General features: G+C 44.8%; 7 protein-coding genes and 1 tRNA gene. All 8 read left to right on the top strand.

What is annotated here, in order from left to right:
- The first annotated feature begins 18 nt into the window (after window positions 1-18).
- Window positions 19-95 (top strand) — tRNA-Met (locus SIB74_RS04650).
- A 217-nt stretch (window positions 96-312) separates the two neighbouring features.
- Window positions 313-1,608 (top strand): site-specific integrase, encoded by a 1,296-nt coding sequence (locus SIB74_RS04645; protein WP_082818478.1) that lies wholly within the window; start codon window positions 313-315, stop codon window positions 1,606-1,608.
- Between the two features lie 831 nt (window positions 1,609-2,439).
- On the top strand, window positions 2,440-3,567 hold the full coding sequence (locus SIB74_RS04640; protein WP_063395972.1) for a hypothetical protein: 1,128 nt from the start codon (window positions 2,440-2,442) through the stop codon (window positions 3,565-3,567).
- A 1,320-nt stretch (window positions 3,568-4,887) separates the two neighbouring features.
- Window positions 4,888-5,538: a hypothetical protein gene (locus tag SIB74_RS04635; RefSeq protein WP_197463285.1), complete on the top strand. Its 651-nt coding sequence runs from the start codon at window positions 4,888-4,890 to the stop codon at window positions 5,536-5,538.
- A gap of 205 nt (window positions 5,539-5,743) precedes the next feature.
- Entirely contained in the window at window positions 5,744-7,105 is a 1,362-nt protein-coding gene (locus tag SIB74_RS04630; RefSeq protein ID WP_063395974.1) for a DUF2130 domain-containing protein, read from the top strand.
- Between the two features lie 83 nt (window positions 7,106-7,188).
- Complete coding sequence (locus SIB74_RS04625; protein ID WP_413681791.1) at window positions 7,189-8,043, top strand: hypothetical protein; 855 nt, start codon at window positions 7,189-7,191, stop codon at window positions 8,041-8,043.
- Between the two features lie 1,373 nt (window positions 8,044-9,416).
- Entirely contained in the window at window positions 9,417-12,821 is a 3,405-nt protein-coding gene (locus SIB74_RS04620) for a hypothetical protein (RefSeq protein ID WP_063395976.1), read from the top strand.
- Between the two features lie 1,078 nt (window positions 12,822-13,899).
- The gene (locus tag SIB74_RS04615) at window positions 13,900-17,367 is read left to right on the top strand and encodes an SBBP repeat-containing protein (protein WP_063395977.1); all 3,468 of its coding nucleotides are present in this window, start codon (window positions 13,900-13,902) and stop codon (window positions 17,365-17,367) included.
- The last annotated feature ends 1 nt before the right edge of the window (window position 17,368 follow it).

Raw genomic sequence — 17,368 nt, 5'->3', positions numbered from 1 at the left:
GTATGCTTTGAGGGTCACCGCGGGGTAGAGCAGTCTGGTAGCTCGTCGGGCTCATAACCCGAAGGTCGGGAGTTCAAATCTCCCCCCCGCCACCACTTAAAAGCCCCTCTCTGAGGGGTTTTTTAATGTCCTGGACTAGGAAGTTCTAAAACTGACAGGAAGGCCCAACCTGTTCTAGTTGCTCCTATTTGCACCCAGTTTTAACGTTTACGTGGGCACTTAGTGCCCACGTACGGAAAGCTAAAAAGGGGCTTTAAGAGGCACATGGCAGTAGGACGACCAAAAAGATCTCAGAGCACTTGGGACCGCTGTGTGGCCGATTTAGCGGCCAGGGATGCTCAATTCCGCATGAAGGACCGCTATCGGTCGAACATCATCAGCATCCGTGAGATCAAGGACGGAAAGGTAGTTCGTGAGTTCAGCTCGCAGGTCTACAAGAAGACTGAAGACGAGGACATCGAAACCCTGTATCGCTTGTGCATACGAGCAAGTGAGGCGGGAAGTTGGGAAGCCGTCATTGGAGGGACAACCACTGACGAGAAGATGACCTGGGCTGAGTTCGCCAACAGGGTCAAAGCGAACGTGGTTTCACGGGTTGCAAGGGAAGCAAGCCGAAGGGACGTTCAGGGCCACCTGAAGGAGCACATCTCCAAGTTCCGAGGAGAAGTCACTTCAAAGAGATTGTTCAAGTGGGCCTGCGAGGAGGACCCTGTCACTCGGTTCTATCCGTTCAGAAAGCGGATCGAGACGCTTGCTCAGATTCAGGCGAGTGGCCTGCTCGATGTCCAGAAAGAGATTGCTGAGCTGAAGAAGATGAAACCCAAGGGCTCGGCCAAGAAAAGGCAGGAGCGTCTGACTGAGAAGCCGAGGGCTATCCCAAAGGATTCGGAGCTTGAGAAGTGGCTGGACGAAATCGAGGACGACTTAGTCCAGTGGGTTTTTGCGTTGATTGCCACTTACGGCCTTAGACCATCTGAGGCATGGCATGCAGAAGAAATTGATGAAAAAGGATTGATAACAGTCCCAGGCGATGGGCTGACAAAAACTGAATTGCACTACGCGCCACCTGTCCCAAGGGAATGGGTTGATCGATACAAACTCAGAGAGAATTTTAGAGAGATGTCCGAAAGACTTAACGACCGTTGGAAGATCCGCTGGGAAGAACGTGACGGGGTATTGATCCCGGTAAATAACTCACAAGTCTCGAATTCTCTTTGGCGCAATGTGTACAGAACAACAGGGAATGTGACCAAGAAGTTGTTTGCAGCTGCTGCAGAAGGAGACGGACAGGACTGGGTGCGACCTTATGACTTGAGACACAGTTTTGCAATCAGGTGTTTTGATTCAGAGGAGGTGCGTGACTATCCGACCGAGCAGTTCGCTCAATGGATGGGTCACGGTGTGGAAGTTCACAAGCGCATTTACTTGAAGTGGATGCCAGCGGCAAGACGCAAAGAAGCAGTCCAGGGTCGGTTCGATCACTTCGGAGCAAAAGAAAAGGCCCCCATCGAGGAGGCCAAAGAAGAAACGTTTGAACTACCAGCTGACATTCTGAAAAAACTCAAGAAGCTCGAAAAGCTTGAAAAGCTGCTGGGCGACAACGACTAACCGATTGCCCCTATTTTCAGCATGACCTTATGCGAGTGCCAGGTGAAGTCGCCTCTAGGTGAAAGAGGGTTGACCTTCCTGTAGTGCTGGCCTTCACGGAAGAAGCCCGTCTGCTTTAGACGGCTGAGGGTGTTGCGGTGACAACCGAGTAGCTCGGACGTCTCTAAGTTGTTGAACAGCTCGAGAAGCAAATCGCCGAATTGCAGCTTGCACTCCCAGAGGCCAATCCAGACAAAGAGTTAGCGGCCACCAAAGAGTGTCCGCTAGCGCCGGGTGGTGCGGAACCTATCCGGAATGATTTCTAGGGATACAGCGGGGCGGGCAAAGCCCGCTTAAAAACGAAACGCCCAGCTGCCCGCCCATCCCGATTCAGGGGGGGGTCTTTTTTAGGTTCTTAGAAGCAAAAAATGCTTTTGCGAACCAGCCATTGATTGGTGCGAAAGGGTAGTGCTGGGGCGTTCAGAGACCCTTGATCGAAAGGAGCAATTCTTCCTACTGACGCCTTTTTCCTGCCTGCATAGACCTAGAATAGGAGAGCGAAGAAGTTGAAACACTAAAAACCTGCCCTGGACTTGAGGGCAGCCAACGCGGGCGCCCTTCTTATAGCCAGATTTTGCGTCGCCATCAGAGGGAACTCATCACATCCGCAGCATGTGTTCTGGCTCACCAATGGCATTGAAACAGGACACTGCGTTTTGGAAGAGGTTGAGAGGACCTTTCGATAGCGGTGAAGAATGAAAACAAAGGATTTTTAGGATTTCATGGATCGCTTGTATTAATACAATTTAAAATCCAGCAATCAAACATGTTTCAATCATTACTACCTTGTAAATGCCTATAACAGAACAAACCGGCAAGTCACTTCTTGCCAATAATGGTCAAGAGGTCACTGTGCTTAGCATCCAATATAAGAAAAGAGAAGACAAACCTACGTGGAAAGGTAGACCTTATATAGTATATAGGTTGAATTCTACAAATAAAGAAAAGTGTGAGGAATTTGTAGGGTACATCCATTCACAAAGCCTTGACTCAATAAAACAATGTGGAGTACCAAATTTCAAGTCATTGACACCTGGTTCTCAAGTTGAATATCTGAAATATATTTGTACTTCAAACTACTATACTGAGGATTCCAAAAAAATAGCATTTCCATTGGAGTTTTGCAAAGAAGAGGATGGAAAAGTAGTATTTAAATACCTAGATGGAAGATTTAAAGGTTTTTTGGGGAGAAAGCGGTTAGCCGAGTTAAAAGACGGGGTAACTGAGAATGATCCCAGGCCGCTTCTTGAGCGAATGAGGTGGCTCAAACAGGTCCTTCTCCCTGGATGCAAAATAATAACCACTTCATTTCCATCAGGAAAAGGAGGAAGACAGCCCATTAAGTATTTTTGTCCAGAAGGACATTATCAGGAACGTAACATCGGATATGTGTTGCAAAGTTATGGCGGGTTAATACCATGCAATATATGCAACCAACACAAAGGTCAAGAGAAGAGAATGATGGAGGACCCTATATTTGCAAGTGAAATAGTAAATTTATATATTGCCTATTCAAAGGTTCATGGGTACATGGATGAAAGATGCTCATCAATAAAAGAACCTAGTATTTCATATGCCTACAAAATTGGCTTTTATGAAAACGACCCAAAGTTTAGATCTCGAAAATATAAATACTTTATCATGCCCCACAAGCGCTTATCAAGGATGCATGCATATTTAGTTGAGCAAAAAGTTCTTGACCATGATAAGGCTCGTCTTATTTATTCGACTTTGAGCAAAGAAGGACATAAATGTGATGGTTACATGGAAATGATTAACATTGAAAAAGTGTCAAAGTCAGAGCTGGTAAATGAGGTTTTAGCACATATAGAAAGAATAAATAAATTAAACAATGATCAATGCATAGAACAATTTAAACATTCAAGACGGGAAAACTACGATAGATCCAATAGTCAATGAAATTAATAGAGCTTTACTATCTATAAATATTGCATGAATACCTTGAAAATAATTCAGGGCGTAATTCGATCAAATCTTTCTCTCACGCAATAACTGACCACCCAAAACTATAATGTATTCAATAGTTCTCTACTCATTCCCATTGATAAAAAGATCGTTTAGTTGCTGATAAGAGGCTGTAAGGTTTGGGGTAAAACCCTACAATGGAAGCGTTTTTAGAAAGGGAATACTTGCATGACCTCCCAATCCAGATTGGGGGGTTCTTTTTTAGGTTCTTAGAAGCAAAAAATACTTGTGAGATCCAGCCATTGATTGGAGAGAAAGTAAAGTGCTGGTGCGTTTAAAGTCCCTTGATTTTTTATTGAATGATAACTTCTAGACTTCAAGATAAGCGTTATAGGTAGTGGGCAGATGAATTGATCGCACTTTCCCGACGAAATAAATGATCAGTCACAAAGCATGCCAATCGGGATAGCCTTCTCAAGGCGTAGCGGACTGTTCAACAGGCATATCGTCGATCAGGGAAGACGTTGAGCCTTCGAACATTCAACGAATAGTCCCGGTATCTGAGGCCATTGACTTGTTGCTGAAATGCGTTCGACTAGTACTGGCACAAAACCACCATCGTTCTGTTTTGGTGCTGTGATGTAGCTGGACAAGCTCTACAGGTTGAACATGAGACCCTGAAAGGAGCAGGCTTAAAGACATTGGCGTCGATATCGACCCAAAGGCCCAGTTCGCCTATTGCCATACAGGAATAAATACTTAATTCGCCTAAATCGACTGGCAGTACTTCTTGTAGATCAAATGCTTTAAAAATTGACAATGGGAGGGCCCTTTGCAGGCTCAGCGTCTCGCTGGGATCACTACCTAGTGACTGAAAAGACCAGACTACGCTTGTCGCGAGCCAGCTGAGTCTAGGCATGACCACCAAATCCAGTTCGCCAGGATACCGAACTCTCTTTACATCTCTACAACACGCATAACCGAACAATCTCAAGGGTTGATCGAAAGGCAGGTTGCATGGGAAGTTTGAGAAATCCCGACAAATGGCTTCGTGCCATTTAGCCAAGGGCCCCATTTAAAAGGGCCCAGGAGTTAGAAGCTCCCAGGCCATGACGGGATTCCGCTGAAGAATCACCATGAATACGATTCTGCCCTCTAGGGCCTCAAAAACGCAAGCAGGTGTTTCCCTCTAGGGACGTACCTGCCTGTAGTGCTTCTGTTGGATGGGCTTAACCAACCAATGAAGGTGAGCGTTTCATGGTGATTTCTCATTCCGATTGCAGCTCAATTTGCGCTCAATCCTTTTTTCCTTAAATGGAACTTAACTCTATTCAAAGACTTACCATGAAACAACCAACAATTTCAGACAAAGAGTTGCTTGAAGCAGGCTGGCGTTTTTACGACCATTGGGAAGATCATTGTCTAGATGAGGACATTCAAATCCTTTTGTGGAGAAACCCATGGGTATTTAATGCTGTAGGTGTCTACCAGGAACCTGATGAATCAGACCCATATCCAAGTGGATTTATTCAATGGACTGAGCCAAATGGATTTGACAAGGATTCTGACGTTAGAACTAGCGATGGCTGGTGCGGTATGAGCTTTGATGAAAAATGTGAAGAAGTTATTTGTGATGATATTCAAAGTCCTTGGATAAATGGGTGCTGGGGTATTGGAGATTCTGCCCCACGACTTCATGATTTTATAGAGCGGTTAGAAACCCTTTTGTTACTACCACAAAGAATTTGGCCTCCAGAGGTAATAGCACGAGGGTATTCGCGTTTAACACAGGCTCGTCATCTGCAGCGAATGTATCGTTCAGGAGAATTGCCAAAAGAGATGGTTATGGAGGCCATGTTCGCATCGCAAGCATGGGATCCAGAAAGCTTGCTTTCTTCAGATGCTAAACAAGTCATTATTACAAATAATGGTGTCAAAAGTAGCATTGATGTTGAAGTGCCGTAAGGCTCAGAGGTTCAGCAAATGACTAGACACTCAATTAGTAAAAAAGAAAGAGCTAATGAAGAGAAGAGAGCCACTATCAAGAGACTTTCAAGCATCAAAACAGATAATTGAGCAATTTAAAACCTTATTTTGAAATACCCTAATTGAGGGATTTCAACAACTGCTACATAGCAGAAACCAAACAACAACACCATCTTTTCGTGAAATGACCGAAGTAATTTGTCCAAACTGCAGCAAGCCTTTTAAGATAAATGAGGATGAATATGCAAATATTTTAAAGCAAATCAGAGACGTAGAATTTGAGAAGGACTTGCAGTCAAGAATCCAGACCTGCCAGCAAATCCATGAAGCAGAAATTACAAAATCTGAGGCAAAAGCAGAACTGAGTTTGCAAAAGATTTGTGGAGATAAAGATGTCGAGATTGCTGGTTTAAAACAGCAGCTATCAAATGCAGATACTGAGAAGCAGTTGGCCATCGAGAAATCGATAAAGAATATCAATCAAAGCCTTTTAGAGCTTGAGAAGGCTAAGGCAGAGTCAGAAAGAGACTTGAAGCAAAAAAGTAGCGAAAAGGATATTCAGATTAAAGGTTTAAAGGAGCAGGTCTCCAATAGTGATCTAGAGAAAGAACTTGCTATTGAAAGGGCCACAAAATCTATGGATGAAGAGATTTTTGAGCTAAAGAGTGAATTAAAGACTAAGGGCATTGAGGGTGAGTTAAGTGAAAAGATGGTGAAAGAAAAGTATGAGTCAATAATTTCCGATAAGGATGAAGTCATTGAACGACTAAAGGATATGAAGATACGGATGTCAACAAAAATGATCGGGGAGTCATTGGAGCAACATTGTGAAAATGAATTCAATAAAATCCGTGCACTAGCCTTTCCATCAGCTTATTTTGAGAAGGACAATGACGTGTCTTCGGGCAGCAAGGGGGATTATATCTACAAAGAGAAAACTGAAGAAGAGGAGGAATTAATTTCTATTATGTTTGAGATGAAAAATGAAAATGATATGACTTGCACAAAAAAGAAAAACGAGGATTTCCTCAAAGAGTTGGATAAGGATAGAACTTTAAAGGGCTGTGAATATGCGATCCTTGTTTCACTACTAGAGAAGGATAGCGATCTTTACAATACTGGAATTGTTGACATGTCTCATAAGTACCCCAAGATGTATGTTGTCAGACCTCAGTTCTTTATTCAAATTATTACTTTACTTCGCAATGCTGCACAGAATTCTATTTATTACAAGCATGAGCTTGCAAAAGCCAGATCTCAACATATTGACATCACAAATTTTGAGACTGAGCTTGAAGATTTCAAGAGTTCTTTTGGCAGAAATTATGACTTAGCCTCACGTAAATTTCAAATGGCGATCCAAGAGATAGACAAGTCAATCACACATCTAGAGAAGACTAAGTCCGCTCTTATTTCCTCTGACAATAATCTCAGAATTGCCAACACTAAGATAGAGAAAGTTTCTGTTAAAAAGCTTGTAAGTAAAAATCCTACCATGAAGGCGAAATTCGAAAATCTTTCTTCTGAGGATTCCTCTCATGCCTGACTATAGGAAGGAGGAATGCCGAAATTGTGGAACACCCTTTAAGCCTCAATAGGACCCTCAAAATAACGATGCCACAGCTACCTTTGTCTATCGCCTTTACAAAAGAAGAAATCGATTTGCTGACGGATAAGTGGTCGGACAGTGAGATCTCGTCTCACACCGGCTATGCCTACTCACGAGTCTGGAAAGCCCGTCGGCACCACGGAGTTAAAACTTTTACTCAAAAAACAGGCAACATAAAAATCGGCAAGACTGGCGAAATCAGGAAGAAAGGCAGTGTTCGGGGAGCAATCAGGGAAGACAACCTTGACGACCACTATTTTGAGAATATTGATTCACCAGTCAAAGCATATTGGCTTGGTGTTTTATTAGCAGACGGATGGTCATCCCTTCGTGGAGGAGTACCCAAGGAGGTCGGACTTGCCTTGAAAGTGAAAGACGAAGGTCATCTAGAAACCTTTAAGCTTGATACAGGCTATTCGGGTCGGATCACTCGCAAACTAAACGAGAATTCATTGTCTAAAGATGGGAAATCAATAATGTCCTCTATTCGAATCACATGCCAAAGATTCACGAAATATGCCATAAAGGCGGGTATTAAACTTAAGAAATCGGGTCAGTTGGAGATCCCTATAGGTGCATACAATTTCCCTTCTGATTTCCTCAGAGGCTTTGCCGATGGTGATGGATCAATCGGAACTAAGAATTTCACAATCATCTGCGGTTCTCCAGATTTCCAGACCCAGTTGATGTTATTCATCTCTGACCATACTGGTCATGACCTTTATCCTGAGGCACCTCTTAGCCCTACGACTGGAAAGCCTTGCGAACGGCTGACAGGGTACAGGAAAGACAAACCCGTGCTTGATTGGATGTATAAAAATGCAGAACGATATTTACCCAGAAAACTAGATAAATACTATAAATATTGGAAGTAGTTCTCGCGGAAGGGAGATCTAAGTAAAGCACAAAAATAAATGTCTCTACGTCGCTATTCTCTTTCAGCTCAGCAATTGAGTCTTCTCCAATAACGGTGAACCAATTCTCTATAGTACCAGGGTCAAGCCCAATTTATAAATTTTTTGGAATAGTCAAATAAAGCTTTCTTGCTTAAAATCTGCCCATAATTTCCCAGAGTTAATCTTTTCAAGTAGGCTAACTGAGCAATTATGCTTTTCAGCAATTTGCCTTTGAGTAAGATTTCGTTCTTTTAGTTCTCGCAAAATTATAATTTTCTCTTCATCTTTGAATACATTGCTTTGACTGAGCACTTTTTATCTTTTCGTCGGTGCAGAGTACGCACGTCAGATTCGCCAAGGGACTGTTGATTTCCATCGGTCGACCTTAGATCACTTCAATGTGGCGTTCCAGGTAACTGCGACCAAGGACATCTTTGAACTTGAAATACCAATAACCTTCAGGGTCAGATAGCCAGTGCGTCTGGCCATGTCGTGCAGCCCCCAGCATCGAGCGTCATCGATCAGTACTTATGTTCTATAGCAAGAGCCTCGGAATAGCTAAGGCAAGAGAGCTGATCCCCGGGCCAGAGTGGGGAGGGGGCTCGTATCGCATGGGCACTTAACGTGGGCACCTATATTATTGCATCAGTCATGCCAAGGGGTTTAGGCATAGTTCTTCGGGCTCATAACCCGAAGGTCGGGAGTTCAAATCTCCCCCCCCCCCCGCCACCAAATAAAAAACCCCTCTCTAAGGGGTTTTTTAATGTCCTGAACTAGGAAGTTCTAAAACTGACAGGAAGACCCAACCTGTTCTACTTACTCCTATTTGCAGCCACTTTTAGCGTTAATTCCCCCACCAGTGGGGGTGTTCGGAAGGCTAAAAATGAACGGCAAGGGCGTCATAGGAAAAGGCAGGGCCAGATCTACCGAAAGCACCTGGGACCGCCTTATAGCCAAGCTGGGGGCCAGGGGTGCTCAATTCCGCATGGAAAGCCGGACGGTCTAAGGAAAGGAGTCCTCACGCCGTTAAGTACAAGAATAGCCAGATTATTTACCTAGGAAAAATATTATATAAAACCATATTATCTACCCACACTTACAAAATAAAAGCTCAAAGAATTGCATTTACCTCATCTACGAGCTGTTTTTTTAAGAGCTTCCACCCAAAAGACAAAAGCCACACCTAAATCTCAAAACAAGACAGAGTGGATTTACTCAGAACCCTTGCCAGCAAAAGGTTTAAAGATCTAAAGAGATTGGATCAAGCTACAAACTAAAGGTAAAATAAAACTATAGGCCTTTCCTACGGCTGATCCAAGCCCAAACTCCTTCCCCTGGTTGAGGAGGTTTTCATGGCCACAAACACACCCCAACCCAAAACGACCACAGGCGGCGACTGGACAGTAGGCAAGTCAGGGACAAGCAGCACCAGTTGGTGGACGGGAGAAGCTGAGACGGCGACTGTCAATAACTGGGAAGAGTATGTAAATACAATGAGCGACTTACGGCTTGAAGTCGACGTAAGCGGAACGGACGATTTACCTCAATGGGCCAGAGGGGGCTTGAACTTCTCCTACGGCAACGAGGATGGTACCAGCCAATTGCTCCAAAGCACGGAATGGTTGCATTGGCATCCCAACGAAAGAGGGGCAAGTGCACAATATCCGCTACAGATGTCTACAAGTGGGTATGAATTCACCAGTAGTCTACGAGATTTAGTCTTTCAATTCGGCACTGGACTGATATCTGTACCATCAACGGAATCCTCCCACTGGGTTGGAGACGCCAGTGGGCTCACCTCAGGTGAGAGCGTGTTTATGAATATTGACCCGATACAGGCCAGTCTTAACGAATTGGGTCTATCAGGGAGTCCCCAAGCGAATGCCCATCAGGATTTTTTGCCTGCTGAAGTAGACTATGATTTTTTAAGGTATAGTCCAGATGTCAAAATTGAATTAACATCAGATTTTGTAGAGAGCCTTACTCAATACACAAGCCAAAATCTAAATGAGAGCTCCACGCAACTAAGCTGGGCAAGTGGCCAAACTAATGGGACACGCGAGGTTAGCCTGGATGTCTTGGTCGATGAATCATTAACTCAAGAGGAAAAATATAACTATCTTCGAGAAAAACTCGATACCAATCTAGAAATAGATGCCGATATTATAGGCATAAGGTGGGGAAATCTTAGATTCCGAGGTCAAGAATATGACAATCCTGGCCAAAAAAACTTCTACTTACATTTAATTGCTGGCGACAACGACAACAACGACTGGGCAGCTGGCTCATCCGGCATAGGTGGTCAATCCCATCCAACAGATGATTTGACCAGGCTTGAAGACGCCGTTAGCGAAACAGCTAATGGAACCAATGTTGAATTCGCGATTAATCATTCCACCATCCAAAATCTGGTAAACGATGCAGGTCGTTACTTTGATGAATGGGGCCATGACACATATTTCAGTACAAATGTCGAATTAGAGCTTGATCACACAGACCTCGATGCATTTCTCGCTGGAAACTACAATAATCATGGAGACAACTCACTTGGCTTTAGGTTGGTTGGCTCAATGGAGGCATACGAACTTGCCGCCGCCGCCGCCGCAGGGGAAGGTGGATTAAGCTTTGATTTCACTTCTGATCCAACTGACACTGTTTTTGATTTTGGATTAGAACAGACAGTAGATGTTTTCGATTTAATTGATAAGTCAGCTTTTAATATAGCAATTGACACTGGAGCCGTCATTGATGGCTACGAAGACACATCACAAGGCAGTTCATATCTTGGTGTTAATTACAGTTTAACTATTGACGGCACAGAATACAGCACAAACGGTCAAATGGGCCTCTACACAAGCCATTGGGCAGGTAACGACAGCGAAAGTGTGTATGTCGACAACGTCGCATTAGCACGTCTACGCAATCAAAACGAGAATCTTATTGGTACAGATACGACTGTCAGTGCAGAGGTAACTCAAATCAATACTGGATTCCACTATTACATTGATGGCCTTGATGCCTTTCAAACTTGGGACTACGATGCAGTTAGCGACTCATGGTCAACTTCAAGCGGTCATGGAGATTGGGGAGATGTTGATCTAGACACTATTCTAGATCAGATCGTAGACGCAAAAAGTCTAAACTATACGATCGAGAATCTATTCACTGATGACTTACCTGATATTCAAATCGCTTCTGTTAAAGCAAACCTAAATGGTTTTGGTGACGGTCGCGGCTACCCATCAGATGCAATTGCAGCCTTCACCTACGAGCTATATGAAGCTGGTTCCAATACTGCCCTTGATCAACTTGGTGTTTTAGGCCAAACCGTAGGCAATCAACGCTTCGGCGGTATTGATTACAGCAAGCGTTATGAACTTCAGGTCACTGGTGAAACTCTCGCCGATAATTACAGCCTAGAAGGTGCTGACATCACCATTGCCTTTGATCCAGTTATCTTCAAAAATATTACAGCTGAAGACATTCAAATTGGCAAAAACTTCAATGTTGCTAATGCCGTTGAGATTGATAACGAAGCTGGAACCATCCGAATTGCAGCGGCAAGCCTTGGTGATCTTGGAGAAGGTTCTCCCATTACCAATGAAACCGTTCTCGCTTCGATTGCTCTCGACTTCGATGAGCAGAGCCTTGCAAATCCAGCTCCTGGTGAAAGTGAATACAACAATGCCGATGGAAGTCTATTTGTAAGTCCTCTCACATTTAATATCACAGCCAACCAGGAAGAAACCGTCTTCTCACGTAAGTTCAACGATGGAACTGGTTTCACCAATAGAGAAATCAGCAGCCTTAGTGATCTCGGTGGAGCAATTGCCGTTGAGGGGCAAGACGTCACCCTCTATCAAGCATTGATCAATATTGAGGAGCAAGGTGATGGCCTCATCATTGGTACTGATCGTGTGATTGGTAGTGATGCAACGTTCACCAATCTCATCCGCTCTGGTGACACCGTTTCGGCAACATCAGAATGGCTCAATGTCGGCAATACCGATAGCAATAACCTCGTAGTCTCTGCCTACGGCAATGCCAATGCCGAACTTGTCGGCCATAGCTTTGTCGATGGCAAGACTTCACTCAATAGTGGCAACTTTAAAAATGGTGTGTTTATAGAAGATGATCGCGAATCAACCAAGCTTGTTGCTGATATCAAAGTGACTGGTGATGCTGGCAAGGTCGTTGATCTTGCTGATGGCATTCTCAGCATCACGGCAGATGACTCTGATGTCTTTATCAATGAAAAAGGCTCCAGCAACCTGATCACCTATCAAGGTGACCTCAACTACGACGGCCGGGTCTCAATGAAAGACCTCGCTTACCTCAACGCTGGTGCAGCAAGGCAACAAAGCACCTCGCAGAACACTGGGGAAGACCTTGATAACAATGGTGTTGTTGATGCCAGCGTTGCCCACGACGTTGATGCCGACTTCAACGGCAAGATTGATCTAGCTGATCTATCTGTACTTGACGCTGACTGGGGTAAATCACTGCACGACGGCGATCAAAACTTTGTTGGATCCGGTGATGTCTCTTGGAACGAGCTTGATAGCCAAGGCACAACAGGTGATGCAGCCTGGGATAACGACTCCTTTAAAAATCAAAATGCCATCGAATCTTCTCCTGATTACGTTGGCTCCCTGGAAGCTCCTGGAACTACAGGCGTGATCGGTGCTGATGGCAACGAAAATGCCAACGATGACGACATGCAAGGTGATGCCTTTCAAGATCCTCTGACGCTCTAGAGATAAGGAATACCAAGCAAAAGGATCTAAATCAAAACAACTCAAAAGAACTCAAGGGCTCCATTGCTCTGCAAGTGGCTGTTTTGCCCTGCAACTAGCGGTAGCTGACTGCAAGCAGTTACCTGACTTTCGTTGTATGCAACTTGTTGGATGCAAATTATTGGTTGCAAATCGGTCCCTTAAGTGTTGCTTGCTATTAGTAATGATCTCTTTATCCCTATGGAAAAAACAATTCTCTCAACCTGCTCTGAAGGGGAAGGGGTCTTTCTACTGAGCAACTTAGGTGAGCCACATAAAAAAATGGGTCAGTGACCATTTCGTCGGGCTTTCCCCCCGACGAGCTGCGGGTACGGTTTGGTAGTACGGCTATATTTTGAGCCCTGTCATATCAAGTGTTTTCAGGGAAATCGGCCGGGCTCATAACCCGAAGGTCGGGAGTTCAAATCTCCCCCCCGCCACCAAATAAGACCCCTGTTCAGCAGGGGTTTTTTAATGTCCTGGACTAGGAAGTTCTAAAACTGACAGGAAGGCTCAACCTGTTCTACTTACTCCTATTTGTACCCACTTTTAGCGTTAATACCCCACCAGTGGGAGTGCACGGAAGGCTAAAAAAGAGCTACAAGAAGGACAATGGCAGCAGGTCGACTAAAAGATCGCAGAGCACTTGGGGCCGCCTTGTGGCCAACCTAGGGGCAAGGGGTGCTCAACTACTCATGGAAAACCGGACGGTCTAAGGGAAGAATTCCTCAAGCCGTTAAGTACAAGAACAGCCAGAGTATTTGCCTAGGAAAAATATTATCTAAAGCCATATTATCTACCCACACTTACAAAATAAAAGCTCAAAGGCTTGCGTTCATCTCATCTACGAGCTTTTTTTTAAGAGCTTCCACCCAAAAGACAAAAGCCACTCCTCAATCTCAGAACAAGACTGAGTGGATTTGCTCAGAAACCTTGCCAGCAAAAGCTTTCAAGATCTCAAGAGATTGGATCAAGCAACAACCTGAAGGTAAGATAATGGTTATGCCTTGCCTACGGCTGACCCAAGCCCAAACTCCTTCCACTGGTTGAGGAGGTCTTCATGGTCACCTCCAATCCAAATCAAAACGACCTGAACCTAGACGGGCCACAAGCTAATGGCGATGTCACCAAAACTTGGACCCAGCAATTTGGTTCAAATGCCAGGGATGAAGCCCGTGCCCTAACAACAGGAAGCGACGGATCCATCTATATCGCTGGATCGTCATGGGGTGACCTTGATGGTCAGAGCAATGGTGGTGGCAGTGATGCCTTCCTAACTAAATATGATGCTGATGGCAATCAGGCTTGGACACGGCTGTTGGGCACCAGTAGTGCTCAGCGAACAGATGAATGGGGCTCTGGCCTAACAACAGGCAGTGACGGCTCTATCTATATCACTGGCTACACAGAGGGTGACCTTGATGGACAAGAAAATAGTGGTCTTAATGATGCCTTCCTAAGTAAATATGACTCAAATGGTAATCAGGAATGGACCGAACTCTTGGGTACAACTAAAAATGATATGGCCGTAGCCCTAACAACAGGCAGTGACGGCTCCATCTATATCGCTGGCAGGACATGGGGTGACCTTGATGGTCAGAGCAATAGTGGTGACAGTGATGTCTTCCTAACTAAATATGGACCTGATGGCAATCAAAAATGGACCCAACTCTTGGGTTCAACTACATCTGCTCTCGCAAAAGCCCTAACAACAGGTAGCGACGGCTCCATCTATATCGCTGGCATGACATGGGGTGACCTTGATGGACAGGAAAATAGTGGTGGCTCAGGTTCAGATGCCTTCCTGAGTAAATATGATCCTGATGGCAGCAAGGAGTGGTCGCAGCTTTTTGGAACAACTAGGGAAGATAGTGCCTTTGCCCTAACAACAGGAACCGACGGCGCCATCTATATCGCTGGCAGGACATGGGGTGACCTTGATGGTCAGAGCAATAACGGAAATACTTTTGATGCCTTCCTGAGTAAATATGAGCCTGATGGTAATAAAGATTGGACTCAGCTATTAGGTACAACTTCAGTTGACATTGCCCATGCCCTAACAACAGGCAAAGATGGCTCCATCTATATCGCTGGCCACACAACTGGCAACCTAGATGGTCAGGAGAATAGTGGTGGCGATGATGCCTTTTTAACGAAGTATAATGCTGATGGCACCAAGGATTGGACACAGCTGTTAGGTACACCTTCAACTGACGTTGCCCATGCACTAACAACAGGCAGCGACGGCTCCATCTATATCGCTGGCTGCACAGGTGGTGACCTTGATGGAGAGAGCAATAGCGGAAAAGATGATGCATTCCTAACTAAGTTTGAAGTTACTGGCAGTACAACACAAAGTGGATCGCCTACTGATGGAGGCTATCTAAGCCTTTCAGGAAATAATAGTGAACCATTTGAATATGTAGTTATAGAAGACAGCCCTTCCCTTTCTATAGAAGGTGAAATCACAATATCCTCCTGGATCTATCGCTCGGACAATGCAGGCGATGACTGGAGAAATTTATATGACATACCTGATGCACACCTCTTTGAATTTGATCCAAGTGGTGGATTTAACTGGCGAGCAGAGAATAATAATATTGACTTTAATATAAACGGCCCTGTCATCCAATTAGAGGAGTGGGTACATGTTGCTGCAACTATGAGCAAAAACGCTGATGAGTCTGGAGGCTTTACCGCAGATGTATTTGTCAATGGCCAATTGGCAAATAGGCAACTCAACTCTGTTAATGTCGAAACCGGTGTTCGAGACGTAGACTCAGATCTTTACCTTGGAATTCTTTGGAGCCAACAACACAATCCTGATGCTTGGGCTGGAGGAATTGATGACTTCAAAATCTGGAATACAGCTCTTACTTCAGAGCAGATAGCCGCGCTGTACGACAAATCAGATAGCGTTGCAAGAGATAGTCTCGTTGCGGAATACAAATTTAATACTCTCACAGATGACATCATTATTGATAGTAGTGGGCATGAAAATCATGGTCGTTTAGTTGGTGGAGAAATTATAAATCCAATAAATAGTGGTGATTCATATCTAAACCTCGACTACAGCCTCACATCTAATACAACTGGAGATCCATTAACTCAGCTTGCTGTTTTAGGTGATCCTGTTGATCACAGTAATCGCTACACACTCGATATCACAGCTGAGTCATTAAAAGATGGCTTTGACATAGAAGCTGCTGATATCACGATCAGCTTTGATCCAAAGCTCTTTAACAATATTTCTATCTCTGATATCAAAATCGGTGATGACATGCCGATTGCTAATGCCGTCAGCATTGATAACGAATCCGGCACCATTCGACTTGCTGCTGCAAGTCTTAGTGATCTATCAGCAGGCACCTCGATATCAGCAGAGCGTGCCCTTGCATCTATCGCCCTCGACTTTGATGAAAGCCAACTAGAGACGATCACCAGAGATCAAATCGGCAGCCTTGATGGCAACCCTCTGGCCTTCTCAATTACAGCCAATAGCGATGAAACGATCTTTTCACGTCAGTTTGACGATGGCACTGGACTGTTTAACCGCGAAATCCAGACCCTTGGTGATCTAGGTGGATCCATTTCTGTAGATGGAACCGATGTCACCCTCTATGAGGCGATGATCAACCTAGAAGAGCAAGGTGATGGTCTTGTCCTTGGTACTAACAGGGTCATAGGTAGCGATCAATCCTTTACTAACTTGATCCGCACTGGTGACACAGTTACAGCCACGAGTGAGTGGCTCAATGTTGGCAACACTGACAGCAACAATATCCAGGTCACTGGCATAGCCAATGCCAATGCATATCTAGAGAGCCATAGCTTTGTTGATAACAAAAACAGCCTGGTTAGTGGTTCCTTCATTGAAGGTGAATTCGTCAAAGACGCACGGGAATCCACAACACTCACCGCTGATATCAAAATCACAGGTGCTGCAGGCAATGTGGTGGACCTCTCCGATGGCATCCTCAAGCTGCAAGCCGATGGGTCGAATCGAACCTTCACCAATACAGAAGGCTCCAGCAACCTGATCACCTATCAAGGTGACCTCAACTACGACGGCCGGGTCTCAATGAAAGACCTCGCCTACCTCAATGCTGGGGCTGCAAGGCAACAAACCAGCTCGCAAAACACAACAGGGCAAGACCAAGACGGCAATGGTGTGGTGGATGCCAGCGTTGCCCACGACGTTGATGCCGATTTCAACGGCAAAATCGATCTAGCTGATCTATCTGTTCTTGATGCCGATTGGGGTAAATCACTGCACGACGGCGATCAAAACTTTGTTGGATCCGGTGATGTCTCTTGGAACGAGCTTGATAGCCAAGGCACAACAGGTGATGCAGCCTGGGATAACGACTCCTTTAAAAATCAAAATGCCATCGAGGCCTCCAGCGACTACGTCAGCTCCCTTGAAGCTCCTGGTACTTCAGGGGTGATCGGCGCTGATGGCAACGAAGATGCCAACGACAATGACATGCAAGGCGATGTCTTCCAAGATCCCTTGAGTTTAAGTTGAG

It is taken from the genome of Prochlorococcus sp. MIT 1306, from assembly GCF_047304515.1.
Taxonomy (GTDB): domain Bacteria; phylum Cyanobacteriota; class Cyanobacteriia; order PCC-6307; family Cyanobiaceae; genus Prochlorococcus; species Prochlorococcus marinus_D.
Note: the sequence above shows the minus strand (reverse complement) of the source record. Positions and strands in the feature narration are given on the sequence as shown.